This window comes from Vagococcus elongatus (assembly GCF_003987645.1).
In the GTDB taxonomy this organism is placed as follows: domain Bacteria; phylum Bacillota; class Bacilli; order Lactobacillales; family Vagococcaceae; genus Vagococcus_A; species Vagococcus_A elongatus.
Window position 1 is genome coordinate 1 of sequence record NZ_NGKA01000025.1, and the last position, 25,334, is coordinate 25,334.

Annotated in this window: 17 protein-coding genes, 1 other RNA gene, 1 pseudogene, 1 CRISPR repeat array, 1 riboswitch and 1 other annotated feature (1 of these 22 running past the window's edge); of the genes and pseudogenes, 14 read left to right on the forward strand and 5 right to left on the reverse strand. The window is 39.8% G+C overall.

Features of this window, described 5'->3' with window-relative positions; all coding sequences use genetic code 11:
• The 8 genes and pseudogenes from CBF29_RS12145 to cas2 all read left to right on the forward strand — a co-directional run.
• Positions 1–118, forward strand: a pseudogene (locus CBF29_RS12145) (IS30 family transposase); the annotation flags it as partial.
• 224 nt (positions 119–342) lie between these two features.
• Positions 343–2,787, forward strand: coding sequence for a CRISPR-associated helicase Cas3' (cas3, locus tag CBF29_RS12150; RefSeq protein ID WP_126809993.1), 2,445 nt, complete (start codon positions 343–345; stop codon positions 2,785–2,787).
• A 90-nt stretch (positions 2,788–2,877) separates the two neighbouring features.
• Positions 2,878–3,600, forward strand: a complete 723-nt coding sequence (gene cas5c / locus CBF29_RS12155; RefSeq protein ID WP_126810014.1) for a type I-C CRISPR-associated protein Cas5c — start codon at positions 2,878–2,880, stop codon at positions 3,598–3,600.
• A gap of 4 nt (positions 3,601–3,604) precedes the next feature.
• Entirely contained in the window at positions 3,605–5,503 is a 1,899-nt protein-coding gene (cas8c, locus tag CBF29_RS12160; protein WP_126809994.1) for a type I-C CRISPR-associated protein Cas8c/Csd1, read from the forward strand.
• Positions 5,503–6,360: a type I-C CRISPR-associated protein Cas7/Csd2 gene (gene cas7c / locus CBF29_RS12165; RefSeq protein WP_126809995.1), complete on the forward strand. Its 858-nt coding sequence runs from the start codon at positions 5,503–5,505 to the stop codon at positions 6,358–6,360. Before cas8c ends, cas7c begins: the two co-directional genes overlap by 1 nt.
• Positions 6,350–7,006 carry a CRISPR-associated protein Cas4 gene (cas4, locus tag CBF29_RS12170; RefSeq protein WP_126809996.1) on the forward strand — a complete coding sequence of 219 codons (657 nt, stop codon included), beginning with the start codon at positions 6,350–6,352 and terminating at the stop codon, positions 7,004–7,006. Before cas7c ends, cas4 begins: the two co-directional genes overlap by 11 nt.
• The gene (gene cas1c, locus CBF29_RS12175) at positions 7,003–8,034 is read left to right on the forward strand and encodes a type I-C CRISPR-associated endonuclease Cas1c (protein ID WP_126809997.1); all 1,032 of its coding nucleotides are present in this window, start codon (positions 7,003–7,005) and stop codon (positions 8,032–8,034) included. Before cas4 ends, cas1c begins: the two co-directional genes overlap by 4 nt.
• A 10-nt stretch (positions 8,035–8,044) precedes the next feature.
• Entirely contained in the window at positions 8,045–8,335 is a 291-nt protein-coding gene (gene cas2, locus CBF29_RS12180) for a CRISPR-associated endonuclease Cas2 (protein WP_126809998.1), read from the forward strand.
• Positions 8,336–8,502: 167 nt separating this feature from the next.
• A CRISPR array of direct repeats spans positions 8,503–12,272; the repeat unit is 33 nt; unit sequence GTCTCACTCTGTTTAGAGTGAGTGGATTGAAAT.
• A gap of 600 nt (positions 12,273–12,872) precedes the next feature.
• On the opposite strand, the gene CBF29_RS12185 is transcribed toward cas2, so the two are convergent.
• The 3 genes from CBF29_RS12185 to ssrS all read right to left on the reverse strand — a co-directional run bounded on the left by CBF29_RS12185 (position 12,873) and on the right by ssrS (position 13,922).
• Complete coding sequence (locus CBF29_RS12185) at positions 12,873–13,343, reverse strand: universal stress protein (RefSeq protein ID WP_126809999.1); 471 nt, start codon at positions 13,341–13,343, stop codon at positions 12,873–12,875.
• A gap of 23 nt (positions 13,344–13,366) precedes the next feature.
• Entirely contained in the window at positions 13,367–13,654 is a 288-nt protein-coding gene (locus CBF29_RS12190) for a hypothetical protein (RefSeq protein WP_126810000.1), read from the reverse strand.
• A gap of 78 nt (positions 13,655–13,732) precedes the next feature.
• Positions 13,733–13,922: non-coding RNA, 6S RNA (ssrS, locus tag CBF29_RS12195), on the reverse strand.
• A gap of 129 nt (positions 13,923–14,051) precedes the next feature.
• Positions 14,052–14,219, forward strand: a riboswitch (M-box (ykoK) riboswitch).
• Positions 14,220–14,426: 207 nt separating this feature from the next.
• On the opposite strand from ssrS, the gene mgtA reads away from it, so the two are divergent.
• Positions 14,427–17,069 (forward strand): magnesium-translocating P-type ATPase, encoded by a 2,643-nt coding sequence (gene mgtA, locus CBF29_RS12205; protein ID WP_425469903.1) that lies wholly within the window; start codon positions 14,427–14,429, stop codon positions 17,067–17,069.
• Between the two features lie 158 nt (positions 17,070–17,227).
• Here the strand turns inward: mgtA and CBF29_RS12210 are convergent, their stop codons facing one another.
• Entirely contained in the window at positions 17,228–18,499 is a 1,272-nt protein-coding gene (locus tag CBF29_RS12210; protein WP_126810002.1) for a replication-associated recombination protein A, read from the reverse strand.
• 218 nt (positions 18,500–18,717) lie between these two features.
• Between CBF29_RS12210 and CBF29_RS12215 the strand changes: the two genes are divergently transcribed.
• From CBF29_RS12215 to dtd, 5 genes are all read left to right on the forward strand, one after another.
• Positions 18,718–19,212: a DUF3013 family protein gene (locus CBF29_RS12215; protein ID WP_126810003.1), complete on the forward strand. Its 495-nt coding sequence runs from the start codon at positions 18,718–18,720 to the stop codon at positions 19,210–19,212.
• Between the two features lie 18 nt (positions 19,213–19,230).
• Positions 19,231–20,184: a 50S ribosomal protein L11 methyltransferase gene (gene prmA / locus CBF29_RS12220; protein WP_126810004.1), complete on the forward strand. Its 954-nt coding sequence runs from the start codon at positions 19,231–19,233 to the stop codon at positions 20,182–20,184.
• Between the two features lie 2 nt (positions 20,185–20,186).
• Positions 20,187–20,945 carry a 16S rRNA (uracil(1498)-N(3))-methyltransferase gene (locus CBF29_RS12225; RefSeq protein ID WP_126810005.1) on the forward strand — a complete coding sequence of 253 codons (759 nt, stop codon included), beginning with the start codon at positions 20,187–20,189 and terminating at the stop codon, positions 20,943–20,945.
• 159 nt (positions 20,946–21,104) lie between these two features.
• Entirely contained in the window at positions 21,105–23,321 is a 2,217-nt protein-coding gene (locus tag CBF29_RS12230) for a RelA/SpoT family protein (RefSeq protein ID WP_126810006.1), read from the forward strand.
• A gap of 18 nt (positions 23,322–23,339) precedes the next feature.
• Positions 23,340–23,786, forward strand: coding sequence for a D-aminoacyl-tRNA deacylase (gene dtd / locus CBF29_RS12235; protein WP_126810007.1), 447 nt, complete (start codon positions 23,340–23,342; stop codon positions 23,784–23,786).
• Between the two features lie 52 nt (positions 23,787–23,838).
• On the opposite strand, the gene CBF29_RS12240 is transcribed toward dtd, so the two are convergent.
• Positions 23,839–25,128 carry an N-acetylmuramoyl-L-alanine amidase family protein gene (locus CBF29_RS12240; protein ID WP_126810008.1) on the reverse strand — a complete coding sequence of 430 codons (1,290 nt, stop codon included), beginning with the start codon at positions 25,126–25,128 and terminating at the stop codon, positions 23,839–23,841.
• Positions 25,129–25,288: 160 nt separating this feature from the next.
• Positions 25,289–25,334, forward strand: a binding site (T-box leader); it runs 163 nt beyond the window's last position.

Genomic DNA, 25,334 nt, shown 5'->3' on the forward strand with positions numbered 1-25,334 from the left:
CATTTCCAGTGTAGCGAATAAACGCAATCACATTCCAAGAAAATCATTGAACTATCAAACACCGTTGGAAGTATTCTTGAGTTATGTAGATGAAACTGTTTTGTCTAGCTTAATTTGACAAATAATATGGTTTAAAGTTCCGATTGGAGCAATAAAACTATTGTTCGTTTTTATATAATATGGACAATATATTATGGTAAATAATCATAAATAACATCAATGGCTGACAATTTTTTTTGTCAGATAAAAAGTATGATATTATACGATTGAGGGCATTTATACTGCAGCAGAACTATGCTAGAATTGGTTTTAGATAACAAAATGGACGAAGGCGGTATATAGATGAGATACGTGGCACATATCAGAAGAAAAGACGGTGAAACACAACTTGTGAGAGATCATTTGCTAGAAGTGAAAGCGCTGTCTGAGGAATCCGGAAGTAAGTTGAGGGTGGGGCATTTAGCAGGATTGGCAGGTGTACTACATGATTGCGGCAAATACAGTGATGAATTTCAAGAGTATTTAAGAGAAGCAGTAGCACATCCAGATGATTTATCCAAAAGGGGGACTGTGGACCACTCCACTGCTGGAGGAAGACTTTTATTGGAGTTTCTCAGCGACTCTCCCACAGAAAAAATGCTTGCGGAAATCATTGGCAATGTGATCATATCCCATCACGGCGGATTGAACGATTATATTTCCCCGGTGAGTTTGGAAACCCCTTACTATCGGCGGGTGTACGAGAAGGAGCTTCCTGAATTTGAAAAAGCCAAGGAACGCTTTTTGACCGAAGTTTTATCTGAAAAAGAATTACAGAATTACTGTGCCAAGGCAATTGAAGAATTGCATGAGTTTATCAATGAAAGTAAAAGCTATGGGCGGGACGCTGCAAATTTTTTACGGGATATTGATTTACTGACGAAGTATCTTTTTAGTTGCTTGATCGATGCAGACCGCACGAATACTCGTCTTTTTGAAGAAGATACAGAAGATCAAAGCTGGGATCGAACTCGTTTTTTTTCAGATTCACTCACGGCATTGGAACATCTTTTATCCAGTTTTGAACAAAATACTGCACAACAAAGTAGGATAAATATATTGCGTCAAAAAATGTCGCAACAAGCGCTTGAGTTTGCCTCTAGACCTTCAGGGATTTATCAACTGTCGATTCCGACCGGCGGGGGAAAGACCTTAGCAAGTCTGCGTTATGCTTTACAACATGCAAAAAAATTTAATAAAGAACGGATTATTTATGTTGTACCATTCACAACCATTATCGAACAAAATGCACAAGTCATTCGTGAGATTATTGGCGATACTTATCTACTGGAACATCATTCCAACGTGATTGAAGATGATTTTTCCTTCCAAGAATTTGAGCCAAATTTTCAGGAAGATCATTTTAATTTAAAATTGGCTAAAGATAACTGGGATGTGCCGATTATTTTAACTACAATGGTTCAATACCTGAATGTTTTTTACAGTAAGGGGACCCGTAATGTGAGGCGGCTACATAATTTAGCCAATGCAACGATTATTTTTGATGAGGTGCAGGCTGTACCGATCAAGTGTCTATCATTATTTAATGAATCAGTTAATTTTTTAAAAAATTATGGGCGGACAAGTTTGTTGCTCTGTACCGCTACTCAGCCGGCATTGGACTATGTGACGAATGGTTTAGAGCTGGCGGAGGAATCTGAAATCGTTCGACAACTGCCAAAAGTGGTGGAAGCATTTAAACGTGTTCAGATTGTTGACAAAACTCAGAATAAAGCTTGGGGACAAGCTGACATCGTCGGATTTTCCCGAGAAATAATGAAACATGCAACAAGTTTGTTAGTGGTCCTAAATACAAAGAAAGCAGTTAGAGAAGTTTATAAACAGTTGGTTTTAGAGGGTTTCCCAGAAACGGCAATTTATCATCTTAGCACCAGTATGTGTCCTAAACACCGCAAAAACCAACTGGAAGAGATGATTGGGCTTATGAAAAATAATCAGCCCGTCATCTGTGTTAGCAGTCAATTGATTGAGGCGGGTGTGGACATCAGTTTTGATCATGTAGTCCGTTCTTTGGCGGGATTGGATTCAATCGCACAAGCCGCCGGACGCTGCAATCGTCACGGCAGTGAACCAATCAAAGAAGTTTATGTCATCAATGTCAGTCATGAATTAGAGAATACGGATAAACTATTGGAAATCAAACGCGGAGCGGCAATTACTAAAAAATTATTCAGTACATTGAAAAATATTCAGGGAAAAGAAGGAGAATCAGAAACCTTTGATTTGCTGGGACCTGCTGTAATGAAACGCTATTTTCAAGAATATTATGCAGAGTTTAAAACAGATTCTAATTATTTTATCAATGAAATCGAAGCTAATTTATTTGACTTGTTAGGCTCAAACAAATTTTTAAGAAGTGCCTTGCTGCAGGATAAAGGTATAAACTATCCGCTGTTTTTAACTTCAAGTATGAAAACAATCGGCAAGTATTTTAGAGTGATTGATAATCAAACAACATCAGTGGTTGTACCTTATGATAAGGAGGGTGATGACATCATCGCCTTGCTGAATAGTGACCCCGAAGTATCAGAGCTGACAAAGTTATTAAAGAGAGCACAGCAGTATAGCGTTAATCTTTTTGATCAAGAGATTAGAGTTTTAAGTCAGAATGGATTGTTACTTCCTCTTTATAAGGGAGATGGTTATTATTTGTCGGATAGGGCTTATGATAAAGTTTATGGTGTCAATCTTGAGGGAGACAGTCAGATGGGGATGATAAATTTTTAAAGCCAGAAAAGATTAAAGAGGTTTTATTGAAATAATTCGAAATATTTTCTTAGATAACTTGAGTATAAAGGAGGAAAAAATTTGACAAAGATTAGAAATCAAATCAGTTTTGAACTGACTGGGGACTACGCTTTATTTACGGATCCAATCACACGGATGGGTGGGGAAAAGAGTAGTTACCAAATACCAACATATCAGGCGTTGAAGGGGGTTGTTGAATCCATTTATTGGAAGCCCAGTATTTTAATGGTGGTGGACGAACTGCGGGTCATGCACCCGATTCAGATGGAATCAAAAGGGATTCGTCCCATGAATTATACGGATAATTCTAAGCCTAATCTGGCAATCTACAGCTACCTTAGAGATGTGAAGTACCAAGTGAAGGCGCATTTCATTTTTAATCCTTATCGCCCGGATTTAAAACAAGATCATAACGAACATAAGCATTATGAAATTTTAAAACGTTCTTTAAAAGTCGGAGGCCGGCGAGATATATTTTTAGGCACTCGAGAATGTCAAGGGTATGTGGAACCTTGCGAGTTTGGATCAGGTCAAGGATTCTATGATGATTACATTGGTGAACTGCATTTCGGGACTATTTTCCATAGTTTTGGCTATCCAAACGAAACAGGGGAGGATGAGCTGAAGGCAAGACTGTGGCAGCCGGTGATGGATAAAGGCTACGTTTCTTTTATCTCTCCAGATGAATGTCCTATCGAAAGACGATTGAAAAAAATGAGTGGAAAAGAATTTTCTCTCTCCTCCTTTGAATCGGTTGATGAACTGTACCGTAAAGAAATTGAAAGAAGGTGAGTCAATGGGATGGATGCTTGATTTATACGAAACCTATGAAGAAAATAGCGGGCAAATCGGTAAAGTTGGAAAAAATAGATTTGGTACTGACTATGCTTTGCTGCCTGTGAGTCATGTGTATCAAACGGCACAAATTGAGGTAAGTTTAGATTTTCAAGGGAATTTTATCTCAGCGGAAGTGATTCCTAAAGAGCAGGGAAATACGATTATTCCATGTACGATTGATTCCTCAACCCGTTCTAGTGGTCCAGTTCCCCATCCGTTGCATGACAAGTTGATGTATGTGGCAGGAGATTTTTCTGAATATGGTGGTAAGATTAAAAAGAATGCAACTTCATATCAGGATTATTTGGTTCAATTAAAAGAGTGGTGCGAATATGATGAGGGCAATCGGACGATTCATGCGATTTATACATATCTGAAAGAAGGACACTTGATTAAAGACTTGATAGCTCAAGGTGTTTTACATGAAAAAAACGGGGAGCTGATACCTAAATGGACCAAAGAACATCAGGTGGAAGGCAAGGAAAAACCCGAAATTTTTAAAGTTTTAACGGGAGACCAAATGAGTGCCTTTGTACGTTTCGGTATCTTTGATTTGGAGCATCAAACGCTGAAAGCTTGGGAAGATCCGCAGATGTTTCGATCCTTTGTTGATTTTTATCAAGACAAAATAGAGGAGTCCGGATTGTGCTACATTACTGGAATAAGCCAGCCACTCACAGACAAGCATGCCTCTAAAATCCGTTATGGGGGCGATATGGCAAAAATAATCTCTGGAAATGACAGTTCAGGTTATACGTTTAGAGGACGTTTTTCATCAAAAGAACAGGTGGCAACCGTAGGGTATGATACATCTCAAAAAGCTCACAATGCATTGAAGTGGCTAATTACTAAACAGGCACAAACAATCGACGGCCGGGTATTTTTAACATGGGGGAAAAAAACTGTAGAGATTCTCGACCCTATGGACTCATTTTTAGAGCAACTCGAAATTGAACCGGTGACTCAAAAAGAAGTTACAGATGACACCCATAGTGTGTTTGCTAAACAATTCAGACAAGCTATAGATGGCTATCAGCATTATTTAGCCACTGAAGAACGAGTATCTATTTTGGTTTTAGATGCAGCAACCCCTGGCAGAATGTCTATTGTTTACTATCAGAATTTTGAAGCAGATTTATATTTGGAGAGGATCAGACACTGGCATGAATCCTGTAGTTGGCGCCACGCTTATCGGCGTAATGAGAATAAGGAAATGACTTTTTACTACGGGGCACCCACGAATCGAGACATAGCAAAAGCTGCTTATGGTTCGCAAGCAAGCGATCAAATTATCAAAAATACGATGTCGCGGTTGTTACCCTCTATCGTAGAAGGCAGGCCAGTCCCTAGAGATATTGTACAATTACTTGTCAACCGCTCATCTAGACCTCAAGGAATGGAAGAATGGGAATGGGAGCGGACATTGACTACGGCCTGCAGTATGGTTCGGAAATTTTTTCAACAAAGAAATGAGGAGGAGATAAGTATGGCGTTAAACAGGGAAAGTACAGATCGAAATTACTTATTTGGCCGAATGCTGGCTGTGGCAGATGTATTGGAAAGAAGTGCATTGGCAAGTCAAAATGAAAGCCGAACAACTAATGCCAAACGTTATATGACCGCATTTAGTCAGCATCCAATGAGCGCATGGAAAATCATTCAAGAAAATTTGCTTCCTTATCAAGCTAGATTAGGGACAAAAAATGTATATTATGAAAAAATACTGGGTGAAATTGCGGAACAGTTTGATGAAAAAGATTTTAATGATAAAGCACTAAACGGCAAGTATCTGATTGGCTATTATAGCCAGCGTCAGGATATTTATACAAAAAATAATAAAAAAGAGGAGCAAGACTAATGAGCGTACTAGATCACAAAATTGATTTTAAGGTTATTTTTTCCGTAACAAATGCTAATCCTAACGGGGATCCGCTGAATGGCAACAGACCACGCCAAAACTTTGCAGGTTTTGGAGAAGTTTCAGATGTGTGTCTGAAACGAAAAATACGTAACAGGTTACAGGATTTAGGGCAGCCGATTTTTGTGCAATCTAATGACCGAGCGGATGATGGCTTTAAAAGTTTGAAAGATCGTGCTGATGGTGTCGAGGAATTAAATAAAATTGCCAAAGATAAAGCTAAAGATGCTGATGCGTATGCAAAAACGGCTGCAAAAACGTGGATAGATGTTCGAGCTTTTGGGCAAGTCTTTGCTTTTAAAGGAATAGACTTATCTGTAGGTGTTCGTGGACCAGTCTCAATTAGGACGGCAACTAGTGTGAATCAAATCGATATCAATAGTATGCAAATTACTAAGAGTGTGAATTCAGTGACTGGGGATAAAAAAGGTTCTGATACGATGGGAATGAAGCATTTTGTTGACTATGGTTTGTACACATTCAGTGGTAGTATCAATGTCCAGTTGGCCGAGAAAACTGGTTTTACTGTGGAAGATAGCCAATTAATTAAAGAAACCCTGATTAGCCTATTTGAAAATGACAGTTCATCTGTACGACCTGACGGCTCAATGGAAGTGAACAAAGTCTACTGGTGGGAACATTCTTCAAAAATGGGACAATACTCGTCAGCTAAAGTTCATCGTTCTGTCGACGTCGATGTAAAAGAAGGCATCACTAATCCAAAATCTATTGAAGACTTTAATATTACAATTCAAGAATTACCGGGATTAGTTGTTGAAGAGATCGATGGCTTATAGTGAAGATGATTTTCTGATGATTTCCGGTATACAGCATTTTGTTTTTTGTCGGAGACAGTGGGCTTTGATCCATATCGAACAACAATGGACAGAAAATGTATTAACAGTGGAAGGACAAGACCTGCATAAAAAAGTTGATCAGCCTTTGATTAGAGAAAAACGTGGCGGCAGATTGATTGTCCGAGCGATGCCGGTTCAGTCTTATGCACTGGGGATTACCGGAATATGTGATGTTGTTGAATTTGTTCAAGATCCTGACGGTATCCCGCTGAAACAGTCTTCAGAAAGGTATAAGGCGTATCCAGTGGAATACAAACGTGGCAAACCAAAGTGGGATACATCGGATGTGATGCAATTACTGGCACAGGCAATGTGTCTGGAAGAAATGCTGGTTTGTGAGATTACAGAAGGCTTTGTTTACTATAATGAAACAAAACATCGAGAGAAAATTTGTTTTACACAGGAGCATCGTGAACAACTGACAAGTATTTTAACTGAGATGCATCAATATTATACAAGGCGTTACACTCCTAAAGTTAAAACAGGTAAATTTTGCCTAAATTGTTCATTGAAGGATGAGTGTTTGCCGGTCTTGATGAATAAACAATCGGTTAAAAGCTATATTGAGGGGGCTTTGAAAAAATGAGGGCACTATTGAACACGCTGTTTATCACAACGCCTAAAGCTTATCTCTCATTAGAGGGTGCCAATGTTTTGGTGAATAAAGAAGACGAGGTTCTTGGCAGGGTCCCCCTTCACAATTTGGAACAAGTGGTGACGTTAGGCTATGCTGGGGCAAGTCCTGCTTTAATGTATGCATGTGCCCAACGTAATATTTCTATCGTTTTTTTATCAACTACCGGAAAATTTCGGGCACGAGTGGTCGGTGAGAGTAAGGGCAATGTGGTTTTAAGAAAAAAGCAGTACCGTCTCTCAGATGATGAGTCTGCCAGTTGTTTGATTGCACGTAATTTTATTATTGGAAAAGTTTATAACCAGCGTTGGGTGGTAGAACGGACCACACGCGACCATGAACTGCGGATAAATGTCCCTAAGTTTAAAGAAGTGAGTTTGGATTTATTTAATAATTTACAGGATATTCGTGAAACAGAAAATCTAGAAAGTCTGCGTGGTTTTGAAGGGCAATCCGCCTCTAGGTATAATCAAGTCTTTGATGACATGATTTTACAGCAAAAAAACAATTTTTATTTCTATGGTCGTAATCGTCGTCCGCCGTTGGATAATGTCAATGCCATGTTATCTTTTGCTTATACTTTACTCACGAATGATATGGCTTCTGCCATTGAAGCTGTTGGCTTGGATGCTTATGTCGGCTTTCTGCACAGAGATCGGCCGGGAAGGGCTTCATTAGCTTTGGATATGATCGAAGAATTGCGAGCGGTTTATGCGGACCGCTTCGTATTGACTTTAATTAATAAAAGAGTTGTGAATAGCAAAGGGTTTCTTACAAAAGAAAATGGTGCCGTCATCATGGATGATGATACTCGCAAAGTTTTTATCAACGCTTGGCAGGAAAAGAAACAGCAGAAAATCCAGCATCCCTTTTTGGGAGAGAAAATCAGCTGGGGGCTTGTTCCGTATGTACAAGCGTTATTGCTAGCTAGGTACATTCGTGGTGATTTGGATGAGTACCCACCGTTTTTGTGGAAGTAGGTGAGAGGAAATGTTTGTATTAATCACTTATGATGTGGCAACTAGCTCTGAAGGCGGTGTTAAAAGATTGAGGAAAGTAGCAAAAAAATGTTTAGATCATGGTCAGCGAGTGCAGAATTCGGTTTTTGAGTGTGTTTGTGACGCCACTACTTTAGCGCAGTTAAAGATTGATTTAAGAGAAATTATCGATGAAGAACACGATAGCTTGCGTTTTTATATTTTGGGAAAAAACTATCGTAATAAAATTGAACACTATGGTATAAAAGACTCTTATAATGTTGAGGGAACTTTAATGTTTTAGGTGCGAATGTTATGTTCACATATTTTTATAGGGTGATTCGCACTTGGAAAACAAGTTTTAACTAACAATAATCACCAGTTTTCTTAGTAAATTTTAATTTTTTAAAGAAAAGCGCGAAAAAATAAGACTTATTAAGCAAATTCGTATGATAAGTTTGAGTTTTCGCTGTCTCACTCTGTTTAGAGTGAGTGGATTGAAATCTTATAGATGTAAAGCTTCTTATTTTTCAAATCGTCTCACTCTGTTTAGAGTGAGTGGATTGAAATAAAAATCGTCTCGGCATAATGTCCAAAGTCTAACCAGTCTCACTCTGTTTAGAGTGAGTGGATTGAAATATAAATTTAAAATAAGCAAACCGTAATGGTCCCTGCAGTCTCACTCTGTTTAGAGTGAGTGGATTGAAATAGTAAGAATCAAATTTCTATAAATAAAACTGTGTCGTCTCACTCTGTTTAGAGTGAGTGGATTGAAATGATTTTGACCAAAAGGATTCTTTTGCTTATATTTGTCTCACTCTGTTTAGAGTGAGTGGATTGAAATCGTTATAGGTATGATTGTTTTAGTTCAAAATGCTCAATGTCTCACTCTGTTTAGAGTGAGTGGATTGAAATATTTACTTTGTCCATTTTTCACGCTCCTTAAAACGTCTCACTCTGTTTAGAGTGAGTGGATTGAAATTGTCCCGTCGCCTTGACGGTGATTTCCGGCAAAGAGTCTCACTCTGTTTAGAGTGAGTGGATTGAAATCGCATCGTCCTTAATCTCTACGACCGTTTGGGATATCGTCTCACTCTGTTTAGAGTGAGTGGATTGAAATTTTGACAACTTTGTGCGTACCGTCAGCAGAATACAAGTCTCACTCTGTTTAGAGTGAGTGGATTGAAATATTGATACACTTTTTAGCGTACGCTACCGGATCAAGTCTCACTCTGTTTAGAGTGAGTGGATTGAAATCAGTTTATTGCTACGATCACACCGTTAAACGCAACGTCTCACTCTGTTTAGAGTGAGTGGATTGAAATAGATGACTCAAAGTGTTTGCCGTAAAATTTCAAGGTCTCACTCTGTTTAGAGTGAGTGGATTGAAATAAATACTGATGAAATATATTATACGCTTAAATGGCGTCTCACTCTGTTTAGAGTGAGTGGATTGAAATTGTTATAGGTATGATTGTTTTAGTTCAAAATGCTCGTCTCACTCTGTTTAGAGTGAGTGGATTGAAATTGAGGACAAGCAACGAGTTAAGGATGTTTTAACAACGTCTCACTCTGTTTAGAGTGAGTGGATTGAAATAACTTTTCTATTTCTGTATCGCTGAGCAAAACATTGTCTCACTCTGTTTAGAGTGAGTGGATTGAAATTGTATCAAACCCTACCACAGCCGTTGGTACCGTCTGTCTCACTCTGTTTAGAGTGAGTGGATTGAAATGCTTCATATTCTAGCTTTCCTTTTTGTTTATCACGTCTCACTCTGTTTAGAGTGAGTGGATTGAAATCCGGGACCACTGCCGTCGCCTGCATGATAGCCAATGGTCTCACTCTGTTTAGAGTGAGTGGATTGAAATTACTCGTATATGCCACCTTAAAACCATTTTCTTTTGTCTCACTCTGTTTAGAGTGAGTGGATTGAAATAAATCCTTTCCCATATCTTTTAATGTGGCTAAATGCGTCTCACTCTGTTTAGAGTGAGTGGATTGAAATTTTAAAAAAGCTGTCACCTTTTGCGTTAAAATGCGTCTCACTCTGTTTAGAGTGAGTGGATTGAAATGATTGCGATTTTTGACAACACATAAGATCGGGCATTGTCTCACTCTGTTTAGAGTGAGTGGATTGAAATCAAACTCAGGGAAGATTATAACTTGGCTTATTTGTCTCACTCTGTTTAGAGTGAGTGGATTGAAATCCACTCGTCTTGACCTTTAGCATTCTTGACGATTGTCTCACTCTGTTTAGAGTGAGTGGATTGAAATGAAAAGCTTTGGGCTGATGATTTATCCTAAGTCCGTCTCACTCTGTTTAGAGTGAGTGGATTGAAATAAATGTAACACCTCCTTTGAATCTGATTATATCAAGTCTCACTCTGTTTAGAGTGAGTGGATTGAAATACCCCTTGCCGATCAAAATGGTAAATCATCATCTGTCTCACTCTGTTTAGAGTGAGTGGATTGAAATTTAAAAATGATGTACCGCTGCCTAAAAGATATAGTCTCACTCTGTTTAGAGTGAGTGGATTGAAATCTACTGGAGAACTCTTTTATCTGCATACAAAAGGGTCTCACTCTGTTTAGAGTGAGTGGATTGAAATATATTTCTCGACGATTTTTTATCTTACATTATATATGTCTCACTCTGTTTAGAGTGAGTGGATTGAAATTAGCTTCCACTCGCCTGATATATTTAGTCCCAAGTGTCTCACTCTGTTTAGAGTGAGTGGATTGAAATAATGCTCTGAGACTTCTTAAATTCATAAAATCTGATCGTCTCACTCTGTTTAGAGTGAGTGGATTGAAATATATTTCTCGACGATTTTTTATCTTACATTATATAGTCTCACTCTGTTTAGAGTGAGTGGATTGAAATACACCTCATGCCACGTTCTCGTCTGACCTCGTCTCTGTCTCACTCTGTTTAGAGTGAGTGGATTGAAATATGTTGGCTATGTACCTAAAAAAATAGCTACGGAGTCTCACTCTGTTTAGAGTGAGTGGATTGAAATATCCAAAGTTCAGGCTGATGGATTTCCTCTACACTGTCTCACTCTGTTTAGAGTGAGTGGATTGAAATGTCTATGTGGTCACAGATACTTTTTCCAGTGATCAAGTCTCACTCTGTTTAGAGTGAGTGGATTGAAATCTTTCTCTATTACGTTACATAATCGTCAGTCTAAGTCTCACTCTGTTTAGAGTGAGTGGATTGAAATTTTACGCAACGATGTATACGTTTATTATTCGGAAAGGTCTCACTCTGTTTAGAGTGAGTGGATTGAAATAACTCAACAATGTCATGTTCTGCTTCGCGCATTTGTCTCACTCTGTTTAGAGTGAGTGGATTGAAATTTGGCGGGGATGATATTGGAAATATTGTAACAGTGTCTCACTCTGTTTAGAGTGAGTGGATTGAAATTGCCATCTTTTAGCGCGTCGTAAAGCTCGTTAACGGGTCTCACTCTGTTTAGAGTGAGTGGATTGAAATCCTGCACCATCATCGATTCGTTTGATTAAACCCGGTCTCACTCTGTTTAGAGTGAGTGGATTGAAATTCCCCGATAGGTTTATCGGGAAGAGAAATTTCATGTCTCACTCTGTTTAGAGTGAGTGGATTGAAATAACAGACACAGACTTAATCGATTGCCTGAACACTGGTCTCACTCTGTTTAGAGTGAGTGGATTGAAATATGCGGGAATTTAGAGCGACACGGTTGGCGATTGAGTCTCACTCTGTTTAGAGTGAGTGGATTGAAATAATCATTTATCGCACCGCCTTTAACAAGGTATTATGTCTCACTCTGTTTAGAGTGAGTGGATTGAAATTTTTCGTACTTGTTTGCTATTCTTATTGCACATTGTCTCACTCTGTTTAGAGTGAGTGGATTGAAATTTGAGTTGTCGTACTGTGAGCAAGACAAATACACCAGTCTCACTCTGTTTAGAGTGAGTGGATTGAAATACAATAATATACGTTTACTGTTATTTTTCCACTAAAGTCTCACTCTGTTTAGAGTGAGTGGATTGAAATTATACCGGAGAAAGGCTTAATCATCAAGCCTAGGTCTCACTCTGTTTAGAGTGAGTGGATTGAAATATTAGATATTTCAATTTTGCTTTGAGTATATTGCGTCTCACTCTGTTTAGAGTGAGTGGATTGAAATATTCGATATGATTCTGCCTCAAACACCAAAGACATGTCTCACTCTGTTTAGAGTGAGTGGATTGAAATAGTTTATGAAATTGTTGAGGAATTGACTAACGATGGTCTCACTCTGTTTAGAGGAGTAGATAGAAATATATTTATGCAAAATGTCTCGCTTCTAGGTTCAGTCTCCTTCTTTTTGAAATGAATAGTTGAATCTTTCCATGCCCGTTACAGAAAGAATCAGTTTATACGACAGCTCTGTATTCAATTTTCAAAGAAGCAACAAAGCATGGTCAAGCTCGATTAAAAGACTTTATACAAAAAAACATATCGTAGTCAAAACCGTAGTCAAAATAAAAACGAGAGCTCCCGTATTGCTGTAGACGTTGCTACAACAGGTTTAAGGAGCTCTCGAAAATATAAGTGGACGGTAGGATTCGAACCTACACCTCGATGATAGAGAAAATAAACTTTCAGCAATGTTTTGAAAGTATCAAACAATCAAAACTCTCTATGGAAAAATGCCTCTTGAGTCAAAACACCTCGTTCATCCACAAGTTATTATTGAACTATGAGCTCATCATAACCCCAAAAAATTAAAAATCATTTAAGAAAAAACGAAAAAACTTTGAAGTTATTTAGAATTTTGAATATTCTTAAAAATAAGAAACACCTGCCGAAACATCATTCAGCAGGTGTTTTCTCTGGTTGCGCATCCTTATCTTTGACAATTAGCACATCGCAAGTCGTGTGTCTAACCACATATTGAGAAACTGAACCTAATAGGAATCGTTCGACCAAATTAAGCCCTGTGGCCCCCAATAAAATCAGATCAATGTGATATTTCTCTGGCAGTTCGTGTGCGAGTATCTTTTTTACAGAACCAAATTCAATAACTCCTTCGACATTTTTTACTCCTCGTTCTTTTGCAAGTTGCAGATATTCCTCCAGTGTCTGCTGTGCCATAACGGAGGCCCGTTCAGCCATGTCGTCATCATAAGAAGAAATATTTTGAAAAGCTCTAGTATCGATTACGTGTGCAATTACTAGTTTAGCACTATTTTGTTTTGCGATATGTATTGCTTTGGCTAAAGCTAATTCAGCAGTCTCAGACCCATCTACTGCCACTAGAATCCTTTGGTACTTTTGTTTCACAACCAACACCTCGATTCAAAATTTTACGACTGATGTATATTTTTTGAAATTTTAAGACTGTAAAAAGCTGATACAAGCATAATCAGCACAAGATAGATAAGCGTGGCGGTTTTTTGATTGAAATAAAGGAACAATAACCCTAAAAGACTAAGGGCAAAGTACCAATTAATAAAACCTTTGAAAGCTGTACAAATTTGTTCGTCTGTTTTCCCGTTTCCTAAAACATGACTGATGTTCTGATGATATTTATTCAGCATAACAGCAACAAACAGCAATACGATGATTAAGATGCTGGTCAATAGTCGGATCATGATAGCCCCTCTAAAATTGTGACATATAGAATAAAAAGCAACTTGCATAGGCAAATTGCTTTGATTTTTAAAAAAGGAAGGAAATCCGTTGATGCCGTTAGTCACTCCGTAGTATTGAACCCGCTAGTAAGCAGGTGGGTTTCATAGTTCAACTCTCAAACTACCAAGTGAAAAGGCTTGTTTTCCATTTGAACATTTTGAATCCCTAAATAATACTAATATGTTCGGTCAACACTGAAATGGAATGACGCGAACATCACAGACTACCCCTAGTCATATACTAGCATAGAAAAAAAAAATGAGCAATAAAATGGGAAGAATTTTGAACCAAATCAGCGAATTTTCTATGGAAGTTGATTAATGGCTAAAATTCATGTACAATAAATTAGAAAGTTAAATAAAAATCTGTTAGGTGAGGCTCCTGTATGGAAACACGCTGCTGCCCAAAAATGTCGAGAGACGCCAATGGGTCAACTGGAATTGTCGAATGAAGGCTCTTCCTAATGTAGCTGAAGTAATGACTTCTAAGCCATGTAGTGCTAAAGCTCGACTTTGAGGTTACTGTTAATGATTTTTGCATGCACTCTCAAATTCGAGGGTGCATTTTTATTTAGAATTTTTAAGAGGGAGATGAGTTAGATGTATTCTCAGTGCGTAACCAAAGAAAACCCAGATGAACGAAGGAAGCAGGAAGCAATTTTGTGCTTATCCTGTGGGAAAAAATAGGGAGGCAGAGAATTGTTTTCCTGCTAATTTAAGGAGGAAAACGAGAATGAAAAAGAATGTAGAAACAACTGGCATGAAAAAACTTATGATCAATAAAAAAGTAGCAAGTCAGTATGATTTTCATAAGCTTGTGAAATTAAGCAAACGTGAGCTGATGATGACGTTTCGTTCCAGCGAGAACGGATTATCGAAAGCAGATGCAGATACCCGCTTGGAAGAATACGGGCCTAATATCGTTGCTACAGAACAGCCGGTTCCTCTCTGGAAGCTGCTTATAAATGCGACCAAAGATCCATTTGTTTATGTTTTGATATTATTATTGGTGATTTCAGCACTAACAAAAGATTATGATGCAGTCATCATCATGGGGATAATGATTTTTGCCAGTGTGTTTATTCAATTTGTACAAGATGTGCGGGCACAAAAGGCCAGTTTTGAATTGAAAGAAATGATTGAAAACACGTGTGCAGTCACCCGTGAAGGAGAAACTTATGAAATTCCCATGGACGAAGTGGTGCCGGGGGATATCGTACGGTTGGCTACAGGGGACATGATTCCCGCTGATGGTAAGCTTATTTGGGCGAATGACTTGTTCGTCAATCAATCTTCCCTGACTGGAGAATCTCTGCCGGTAGAAAAATATGCACTGGTCGATGAAAAAAAACGTGCAGTAATCCAAGAAAATCAGACAGTTTTGGAAATGTCCGACTTAGTATTTATGGGCACAGATGTACTAAGCGGCGAGGGAATTGTGTTGATTATGCAGACGGGTGGCAATACATTTTTTGGAGATATTGCTAAAACTGCTTCTTCCACAAGAGAGAGTTCAGCATTCGAAAAAGGTATCACTCAAGTAAGTAAGTTGTTGTTGCGTTTAGTGGCAGTGTTTTTTATTGTGGTCTTATTATTGAATGGGTTATTAAAAGGGGATTGGAGCCAAGCGTTCTTTTTCGCTATTGCCGTAGCTGTAGGTCTGACACCTGAAATGCTCCCAATGATCGTGACGAGCAATTTGGCCAAAGGGGCACTGGCTTTATCTAAAAAGGAAATTATAGTAAAAGAATTAAATGCTATTCAAAATCTAGGCGGCATGGATGTTCTGTGTACAGATAAAACGGGGACCATCACAGAAGACAAAGTTGTCCTTGTGGAGTATGTGAATCCTGAGGGAAAAGCAGACGAATCAGTCTTGGATGCAGCATATATCAATTCTTTTTATCAAACAGGTTGGAAAAACTTGATCGACTATGCGGTGATTTCATACTACGATAAAAATCGTCCCAAAAAAGAAAATGACGACTTTACCAAAGTAGATGAGCTGCCCTTTGATTTTTCTCGTCGTCGTCTGAGTGTGATTGTGGAAAGAGACAATGAACATCTGATGGTAACCAAGGGTGCCCTAGAAGAGATGGAAGATGTTTATACACACGTGGAAATCGGCGGGGAAGTTGTTCCGCTGACAGAGGAATTGCAGCAAGGCATGCGAGAAGTCAGTTATCATATGAACCAGCGGGGGATGCGTACTATCGCAGTAGCCTATCAGAAAAATATTCATAAATCTCCAGTCTATAGTGTGGCAGATGAGTCAAACATGATTTTAATAGGTTTCGTTGGTTTTCTCGACCCTGCTAAGAAGAGTGCTGGCCCTGCAATTGATTCTTTCCATAATCATGGGGTAAATGTGAAAGTGCTGACTGGGGATAATGCTATCGTAGCAAAAACAGTGTGTGAAGAAGTCGGGATTACCGTTGATGAGTATCTTAATGGGGCAGAGATTGAAGAAATGTCTGATGCACAATTGAAAGAGAAAGTCTCAGAAATTAATCTTTTTGCAAAATTGTCTCCTATGCAGAAGTCCCGGATTATTCAATCTCTTCAGGAAAATGGTCATACAGTCGGTTTCATGGGAGATGGTATCAACGATGCACCTGCTTTACGAAGAGCAGATGTGGGGATTTCAGTAGACACTGCTGCGGATATTACGAAAGATGCCAGTTCAATTATATTACTGCAAAAAAGTTTGACAGTATTGGCTGAAGGGGCTATCGAAGGCCGAAAAGTTTTCAGCAATATGATGAAATATATCAGAATCACAATCAGCTCCAACTTTGGGAATGTTTTTTCAATATTAGTTGCCAGTATATTTCTGCCATTTTTGCCGATGCTTTCCCTTCAGTTGCTAGTTCAAAACTTGGTGTACGATTTGGCACAACTGACGACACCATGGGATCATGTGGATGAGGTGGAATTGGAGAAGCCGATCACTTGGAATCTCAAGAGTCTTGTGCGTTTTATGTTGATTCTTGGGCCTGTCAGCAGTATTTTTGACATCTTGACGTTCGCTTTGATGTGGACCGTGTTCGGTGCTAATACAGTGGCCCAGCAAGGGTTATTTCAAGCAGGCTGGTTCGTTGTGGGACTTTTCACTCAAATCTTTGTCGTCCATATTTTAAGAACTTCAAAATTATCTTTCATCCAAAGCCGTGCAAGCATGGCTTTGACGATTGCCAGCGTGTTGGCTTGCGGTACGGGCTTGTTGATTGTCGGGACTTCCCTCAATCAGTATTTTGACTTTTTATCCTTGCCATCTAACTATTGGCCATGGCTTGTCGTCATAGTTTTAGGCTATATTTTAACAACAGAAATTATGAAAAAAATATATATAAAAGTAAATAACGGTTGGTTATAGACGGTTATGTTTTATCTAATTTAATTTAACGAATGAAATTATAAAAAACGTTGAGGACACTAGGACAGTGTTGCTCAACGTTTTTTGCTACAAGCTGAAGTTTGTCTTTTTATCTTACGGTATCGACGGTTGGTTGAAATCATTTTTTGATGAGCTAGTCATTTTTGTCGTTCTTCTAGTTGTTTATAGCGGTTGCCTAAAGCTTGTTCATATTTTCCTGTTGCTTTAGGTTGATAATATTTTTTGTTTTTTAAACCGTCTGGCAAATATTGTTGAGGGACCCAGCCATCTGGAGCATCATGGGGATAGCGATAGCCTATGCCCCTGCCTAACTCTTTTGCTCCGCTGTAATGATTATCTTTTAAGTGGTCAGGGACTTCGCCAATCAGTCCTTTACGGATATCAGCCAACGCAGCATCAATGGCCAGATAGGCAGAATTAGATTTGGGCGATAAACAAAGGTCTGTCACTGCTTGAGCAAGTGGGATTTTTGCTTCAGGCAACCCCAGTTTTTCTGCTGCTTGTACTGCGGTGACGGTTCGTGCTGCTGCCTGGGGATTGGCTAATCCGATATCTTCATAAGCGATGACCATCAGCCGCCGACAAATAATCAGCATATCGCCAGCTTCCACTAATCTTGCTAAGTAGTGCATGGCAGCATTGACATCACTGCCGCGGATGGATTTTTGCAGTGCGGAGATGACATCATAATGAGCATCGCCTTTTTTGTCATGAACCATGGCTTTTTTCTGTATGCATTCTTCAATGATTTCAAGTGTTAAATGAGTGATGCCCTCCTCATCTGCTTGCGTGGATTTGACTGCCAGCTCCAGTCCATTTAAGGCACTGCGCAAGTCGCCATTTGTTGCACGGGTCAAATGAAGCAAGGCTAACTCATCTAAAGCCACTTTTTTATTTCCTAATCCTCTTTCCGTGTCAGAAAGTGAAAATTCGATTGCTTGTTTGATATCCTCTTCCTGTAAAGATTTGACTTCGAAAATTTGAGTCCTGCTGCGTATGGCGGGACTGATGCTGATGTACGGATTTTCTGTGGTGGCACCGATTAAAATGATTTTTCCATTTTCTAAATAAGGTAATAAAAAATCTTGTTTCGTTTTATCTAAGCGGTGAACCTCATCAAGCATTAAAATCACGGAACCGCTCATTTTTGCTTCTTCCGCAACGATTTGCAAATCTTTTTTTGTATCTGTGGCGGCATTCAACATCCTGAAAGCATACCTTGTAGAACCGGCGATGGCACTGGCGATACTGGTTTTCCCTGTTCCGGGAGGACCATATAAAATCATGGAAGACAGCATCTTGGCCTCGACCATTCGTCGAATGATTTTCCCTTTGCCGACAAGATGCTGCTGCCCGACCACTTCATCTAAATTTCTAGGACGCATTCGATAAGCTAAAGGCTTGTTCATAAGCTTCCTCCTTGTTTTTCATCATTATAACACAAACATACATTCTTATTTTACTGTTTCTTGAGTCTGTTTGGCAAATCTAAGTCCTTGCTTTTTTGAATAGAACCGGCAAATGATTGCTTAAGATTAAAACTTTTGAATCTTCTGATTAGGTATTGGCGGTAGACTGAATTTCTTGTATGATGGGTAGAGAAGTTCAGACAAGCGAGGAAATGACAATGAAAAAAAAGAATATGTTGGAGTATTTAGATGAACAACTAGAAAAAAAATTAAAAGACTATGATTTTGCCATTGATTGGGACAGGAAAACCCACAGAGTGACAATCATTGTTGTGTTGTATGCTCATAATAATCAGAGCCTGAAGGTTGAAGATTTAGAGGGTGTCCAATCAGAAGAAGAAGTCATTGAATTTGAAGATGCCCTCTTGCTTTATCCTCAAGGGGATCAAGGAGTTGAGGAGGATCGAGAGGATTATCTGACAATGCTGCCTTATGAAGGTAAAAAAGGTATGACTCAGGGAGAAATCGAAGGAATTGCTGGTTATCTTTTTCAAGTTCTTGAGTTAGGCGAGGAAGAACTGATGGACTTTTTGCAAGATGAAACGAAAGAATCCTTTGAGCTGCATTGGGACCCTAAAAAGTTTCAATCATTAGTCGACACTCACATGAAACGTAAGAACGGTCAAATGTATTATTCTTATCCAAGATATTAAAATAAGGGGATTGAGTAGATGAACTGGACAGAAATAAAAGTAAAAACAGAAAGCGAAGCAGTAGAAGCTGTTTCAAATATTCTGATGGAGGCGGGCGCAAGCGGTGTGGCAATTGAGGACGCAGCAGACTTGACGGCTTATTCAGAGGACAAACTAGGGGAATACATTGACAAACATGAGATTATACATATTCGTGAAGGGGCTAATGTGATGGCTTATTTTCCTGAAACTATTTTTCTCCCTGAAATTTTACCTCACATTGAATCACAAATTGCCCAGCTTCCAGAGTTTGGACTTAATATAGGACTTGGAGAAGTGACGACTAGTGAAGTAGAAGAAAAAGATTGGGCAACTTCTTGGAAAAAATATTATCATCCGGTACCGGTCAGCCGGTTTCTAACCATTGTGCCGGAGTGGGAGGCCTATACACCTAGACATGATGATGAAAGGGTCATTGTGATGGATCCTGGGATGGCCTTTGGTACGGGTACCCATCCGACAACACTTTTGAGTTTGCAGGCCTTAGAGGTGACTTTAAGGGGAGGAGAGCGGGTCTTGGATGTGGGGACTGGTTCAGGCATATTAAGTATCGCGGCAAAACATTTTGGTGCTGAAGAAGTTCAGGCGTTTGATCTGGATGATGTTGCTGTGGCAGCAGCGAAGCGCAATCTGGACTTGAATCCTATTGCCTCAGATGTTACGGTATCTGCTAATGACTTGTTAGAAAACATTTCAATGACAGCCGATGTTATCGTAGCCAATATCTTGCCCCATATTATACTTAGAATGGTTGGAGATGCTTGGAATCTTTTGGAAGAAGGGGGCAAGTTGATTGTCTCAGGAATCATTCTGGCAAAAGAAGGGGAGATTCTTGAAGAGATGTTTTCCCAAGGCTTCGAGTTGTTGCAGAAGTTTGAGCAACAAGAGTGGCTGGCACTAGTTTTTGAAAAACCTGTGCAGGATGGAGAATAACTATGCAGCGATATTTTATCCCGACGAATTATGACGAACATGACCGCGCATCCATTGAAGTTGCCGGGGAGATTTTTCATCATATGATTCGGGTGATGCGAATGAAAATAGGAGAACAAGTTTATCTGGTCTTTAATCAAAAACATACAGTCGTGGCAGAAATCACCACCGTCGCTGAAGAACAGGCTTTCTTAAAGGAAGTAAGAGAAGTGGCTTGGGAGACCGAGCTGCCCGTACGAGTCAGTTTGTTTTGCGGTTTTCCTAAAGGAGACAAGTTGGAATTGATCACTCAGAAAAGTACGGAGCTTGGTGCCAGTCAAGTTTTTGGTTTTCCTAGCAAGACATCTGTGGTAAAATGGAATGAAAAAAAACGGCTCAATCGTGAACAACGATTAAATAAGATTGCTAAAGAAGCTGCGGAGCAATCTCATCGAACAGCTTTTCCCACGGTACGGCTTTTAGAAACTCAAAAAGAATTGTTTGAGGAACTGTCAGCTTTTGATCACATCCTTGTGGCCTATGAAGAAGCGGCTAAAAAGGGGGAGCGTTCGCAACTGATCCAAACTTTGCAACAGGTTCGAAAAGGTGAGAGGCTGGCGTTTGTTTTTGGACCTGAAGGGGGACTAAGTCCAGATGAGGTGGCTTTGTTAGAGGAAGCAGGCGGAAAAGTCTGCAGTCTAGGTCCTAGAATCCTACGGACAGAAACTGCCCCATTTTATGCGCTGAGTGCCGTTAGTTTCCAGCTGGAAATGTTAAACTAAATTGAAGTCGGTTGTTTGTTGTCTCTTACCATGAACCGAACGAATCGAATGATTGAAAAAAGTCGTATAAATCGTTATAATTAAGTAATAACTAAATGAAAAAGCACACCTTTATGTGTGTGCTTTTTTAAAATTAAGAAGAATCAGGGAGTGAAACACATGTCAAAAGATCAAAATCTAAGTGCTGATGACGTCATCAAAATTGTTTCCAATTATATGAGTCCTGAGCATGTATCTTTTGTGAAAAAAGCGTGTGATTTCGCAGAAAAGGCACATGTGGGGCAGGTCAGACAATCAGGAGAGGATTATTTTATTCATCCCATTCAGGTAGCAGGGATTCTTGCTGAACTTAAAATGGACCCCTATACGATTGCCACAGGTTTTTTACACGATGTGGTCGAAGATACCGACGTGACCTTAGAAGAGCTGACTGAAGAGTTTGGTGAAACGGTGTCGATGTTAGTGGACGGCGTGACCAAACTGGGGAAAATAAAATATAAATCCCATGAAGAACAGTTGGCCGAAAACCATCGTAAAATGTTGATGGCCATGTCAAAAGATTTGCGGGTCATCATGGTCAAATTGGCGGACAGATTGCACAACATGAGGACATTGAAACATCTGCGGGCAGATAAACAGCGCAGAATTGCCAAAGAAACTTTGGAAATCTATGCGCCGCTAGCTCATCGTTTAGGGATTAGCCGAATCAAGTGGGAGTTGGAGGACACTGCCCTACGCTATTTAAATCCTCAACAGTATTATCGAATTGTTCATTTGATGAATTCCAAGCGGGATGAAAGAGAAGCATACATTGATGAGACAGTGACCAATATCAAAGAGGCGACCGAAGAGCTGGAAATCTACGCTCAAATTTACGGACGGCCAAAACATATTTATTCTATTTTTCGGAAAATGAAAGATCAGAAAAAAGAATTTCAAGAAATTTACGACTTGTTAGCTATTCGGGTGTTAGTCGACACCATCAAAGATTGTTATGCGGTTTTGGGAGCCATTCATACAAAGTGGAAGCCTATGCCGGGACGATTTAAAGATTATATTGCCATGCCAAAAGCAAATATGTATCAATCTCTCCATACGACTGTTATTGGACCTAAAGGGAATCCGGTAGAAATCCAAATCAGAACGCATGAGATGCATGAAGTAGCGGAGTTTGGGGTGGCAGCGCACTGGGCATATAAAGAAGGTAAAACTGAAAAAGTAGAAGAAGATGCTGAGACACGCCAATTAAGCTGGTTTAGAGAGCTGATCGAATTACAGGACGAAAGTAATGACGCCTTTGACTTTATGGAAGGTGTCAAGGGAGATATTTTCAGCGACAAAGTGTATGTTTTTACGCCCAAGGGCGATGTTTCCGAGTTGCCTCAGGGGTCCGGTCCTTTGGATTTTGCCTATAACATCCATACAGAAGTGGGGAATAAGGCCACCGGAGCAAAAGTCAACGGGAAAATGGTGCCTCTTGATTATAAGCTGAAAAATGGCGACATCATCGAAGTTTTAACGTCTGCTAACTCTTTCGGGCCCAGTCGTGACTGGATAAACTTAGTTGCAACTTCCAGTGCTCGTAATAAAATCAGACGTTTCTTTAAAAATCAGGACAGAGAAGCCAATGTGGCTAAAGGAAAAGACAGCATTGAAAAACAATTGCTTCAGAATGATTTTTTACCTAAAGATTTTTTGAATAAAACTGCAATGGCACACGTCATGGAACGTTATCATTATAAAACGGAAGATGACTTGTATGCGGCGGTTGGTAATAATGAGGTCACTGCTTTGACGATGGCTAATCGGTTGACTGAAGAGGCCCGACGCAAACGGGAAGAACAGAAACAACAGGAACAAGTGGAAGAAATGCTGAAACAGCCGGCGAAAAAAGAACCGGAAAGGATGAAAATCCGTCACGAGGGCGGTGTCGTTATCCAAGGGGTCGAAAATCTGCTTGTCAGAATCAGCCGCTGCTGTAATCCGCTGCCGGGAGATGAAATCGTCGGTTACATCACTAAAGGCCGTGGGGTGTCGATTCATCGTAAAGATTGCCCGAATATCGTGAACAACGATGCAGCAGATGAACGTCTAATAGAAGTGGAATGGGAAGATACAGCTGCTGTGGGTGCCAAAGAGTATAATGCTGATTTGGAAATTTTCGGCTATAATCGCAACGGTCTCTTGAATGATATCCTTCAAGTTGTCAATAGTATGACGAAGAACTTGATGAATGTAGATGCTAAACAAGGCAAAAATAAAACAGCCAATATCCATTTGCGGGTCAGCATTCAAAATCTTGCCCATTTGGAGAGAATCGTAGACAAAATAAAAATGATTCCTGATGTGTATAGTGTACGACGGATGAATGGTTAACCAGCGGAGGGAAAAACTTTGAAAGTAGTAATTCAGCGAGTGACATCCGCCAGTGTTTCAGTGGCAGGGGAAGAAATTTCAGCTATCGGGAAAGGTCTTGTTGTTCTCCTCGGTGTCAAGCAAGGAGATACGCAAGAAGAGGCGGACTATCTTGTTCGTAAGATCATCAACATGCGCATTTTTGAGGATACGGAAGGCAAGATGAACTTGAATATTCAACAAGTTGGGGGGGAGATTTTATCTATTTCCCAATTCACCTTGTTGGCTAACACAAAAAAAGGCAACCGGCCAAGTTTTACAGACGCAGAGACACCTGAAAAAGCCAATGAGCTGTATGAATATTTTAATGAACAAATCGAGCACGAGGGCATCAAAGTCGGCAAGGGGAAATTTGCTGCAGAGATGGCGGTCAGTTTGGTCAATGACGGTCCCGTTACTATTGTGCTGGATACTGAAAATAAATAATTAAATTAAAAAAGCTTTCCTTGACTTTTTCAGTCAAGGGAAGCTTTTTTGTTTATTCAAAATATTCAACTAAGGCGTTAGTAATGGCTTTGGCGACCTTCCTTTGATAAGTCTTGGTCTTGAAGTGGGAAACGTCGTTATAAGAATTCATATAGCCCAGTTCCAGCAATAATGATGGGCGTTCATTTTCTCTTAATACTTGATAATCCCCGAACTCGACCCCTCGATTTTCAATGGGAAGGTCTGAGGCGAGGTGTTCGTTCACAATTTTTGCCAAGGAGATGTCACTTTCATCATAGTAGTAGGTAGTCGTTCCACTAGCGGAATTAATTTCCTCAGTAGAATCATAATGAACGCTGATGAATACGTCAGCCTTTGCCCGATTGCTTTTTGCTGCAATTTCTGCCAAAGGGATAAAAGTATCATCATCCCTGGTTAAAATGACATTTGCACCGTATTTTTTTAATTCCTGCTGGACAAAACGAGCCGTAGCCAAAGTAACGACTTTTTCAGAAATCATTCCGTCGGCACTTTCAGAGCCGCCGTCTTCGCCGCCGTGTCCTGCGTCGATCATGATCGTTGCTTCTGCGATGGAAGTGATGTTTTCGTTCACAGCGTGGGGTTCATTGGAGCTGACGACCCAGTTAGCAACGTAACCAGTATTGCCGTCTGATGTTTCCACTTGATACCAGTCTCCATCAGAAGCAATGTAGGTGAGACTGTCCCCAAAGTCAATTTCTGTGACGATGCTGCCGTCTATCCCAGCTTGGTCACGAATCTTGGTGCCATTTTGCCGTGCGTAGACTTTATCAATCTTTTGAGATTCGATTTCTAACTCTTCAATTGTTGCCGGCGTCAGAAGTTCTGAATAAATCCAGCCTGTTTTTGCGTTGACTTCCACATGAGACCAGCCGTTTTTTTCAGAAGTGATGGTGACTTCCGTATTGTTTTTCAGTTCGTCCAGTGCCTTGCTGTCAGTGCTGGCTTCCTTGCGAAGTTTTGTGTTAGGAGTATTCACATAAGCTTTGATGTTAGTCGATGGACTGGTAGCATCCTCCTCTGACACCAGCCAGCTGGCGATCCAGCCTTCTGACTTGTCCCCCAGTTTGACTAAATACCACTGACCTTTTTCTTGCAGAATTTCCAGTTTGTCCCCTTTTTTCACTTGGGTGACTACGTCGTGCTCCACGCCGGGACCTATACGAACATTCATTGCCATTGCTTTGACGGTAACAAACTCTTTACCATTCAAACTAAAAAAAGAGATGACGACAATGCAGGCAATGATGAGATTAATGACCAATAATTTTTTCTTTCGCTGATGGTTGTCCTGTTTTTTCACAACTAACCTCCGTATCAATAGAACTTTTATTTATTATAACAGAAAAACTGAAGGGGGCACAGATAGGGAGACCTTCAGCGAGATTAATTTTAACATTTCTCAACTTTTATGATCCCCTCTTGACAAACCAGCCGTTCTTTAGTACTTTAAGGTATAATACCATAAATCGTAGATGGAGAAAGTACCTTTACTTTTGTCGGTGCAGA

Bases quoted from the DNA above. Each gene is read 5' to 3' on its own strand.
- prmA (WP_126810004.1), top strand. From the start codon at position 19,231: ATGAACTGGACAGAAATAAAAGTAAAAACAGAAAGCGAAGCAGTAGAA.
- cas7c (WP_126809995.1), top strand. From the start codon at position 5,503: ATGAGCGTACTAGATCACAAAATTGATTTTAAGGTTATTTTTTCCGTA.
- CBF29_RS12230 (WP_126810006.1), top strand. From the start codon at position 21,105: ATGTCAAAAGATCAAAATCTAAGTGCTGATGACGTCATCAAAATTGTT.
- mgtA (WP_425469903.1), top strand. From the start codon at position 14,427: ATGAAAAAGAATGTAGAAACAACTGGCATGAAAAAACTTATGATCAAT.
- CBF29_RS12210 (WP_126810002.1), bottom strand. From the start codon at position 18,499: ATGAACAAGCCTTTAGCTTATCGAATGCGTCCTAGAAATTTAGATGAA.
- cas3 (WP_126809993.1), top strand. From the start codon at position 343: ATGAGATACGTGGCACATATCAGAAGAAAAGACGGTGAAACACAACTT.
- CBF29_RS12190 (WP_126810000.1), bottom strand. From the start codon at position 13,654: ATGATCCGACTATTGACCAGCATCTTAATCATCGTATTGCTGTTTGTT.
- cas1c (WP_126809997.1), top strand. From the start codon at position 7,003: ATGAGGGCACTATTGAACACGCTGTTTATCACAACGCCTAAAGCTTAT.
- cas8c (WP_126809994.1), top strand. From the start codon at position 3,605: ATGGGATGGATGCTTGATTTATACGAAACCTATGAAGAAAATAGCGGG.
- cas2 (WP_126809998.1), top strand. From the start codon at position 8,045: ATGTTTGTATTAATCACTTATGATGTGGCAACTAGCTCTGAAGGCGGT.
- cas4 (WP_126809996.1), top strand. From the start codon at position 6,350: ATGGCTTATAGTGAAGATGATTTTCTGATGATTTCCGGTATACAGCAT.
- CBF29_RS12225 (WP_126810005.1), top strand. From the start codon at position 20,187: ATGCAGCGATATTTTATCCCGACGAATTATGACGAACATGACCGCGCA.
- CBF29_RS12215 (WP_126810003.1), top strand. From the start codon at position 18,718: ATGAAAAAAAAGAATATGTTGGAGTATTTAGATGAACAACTAGAAAAA.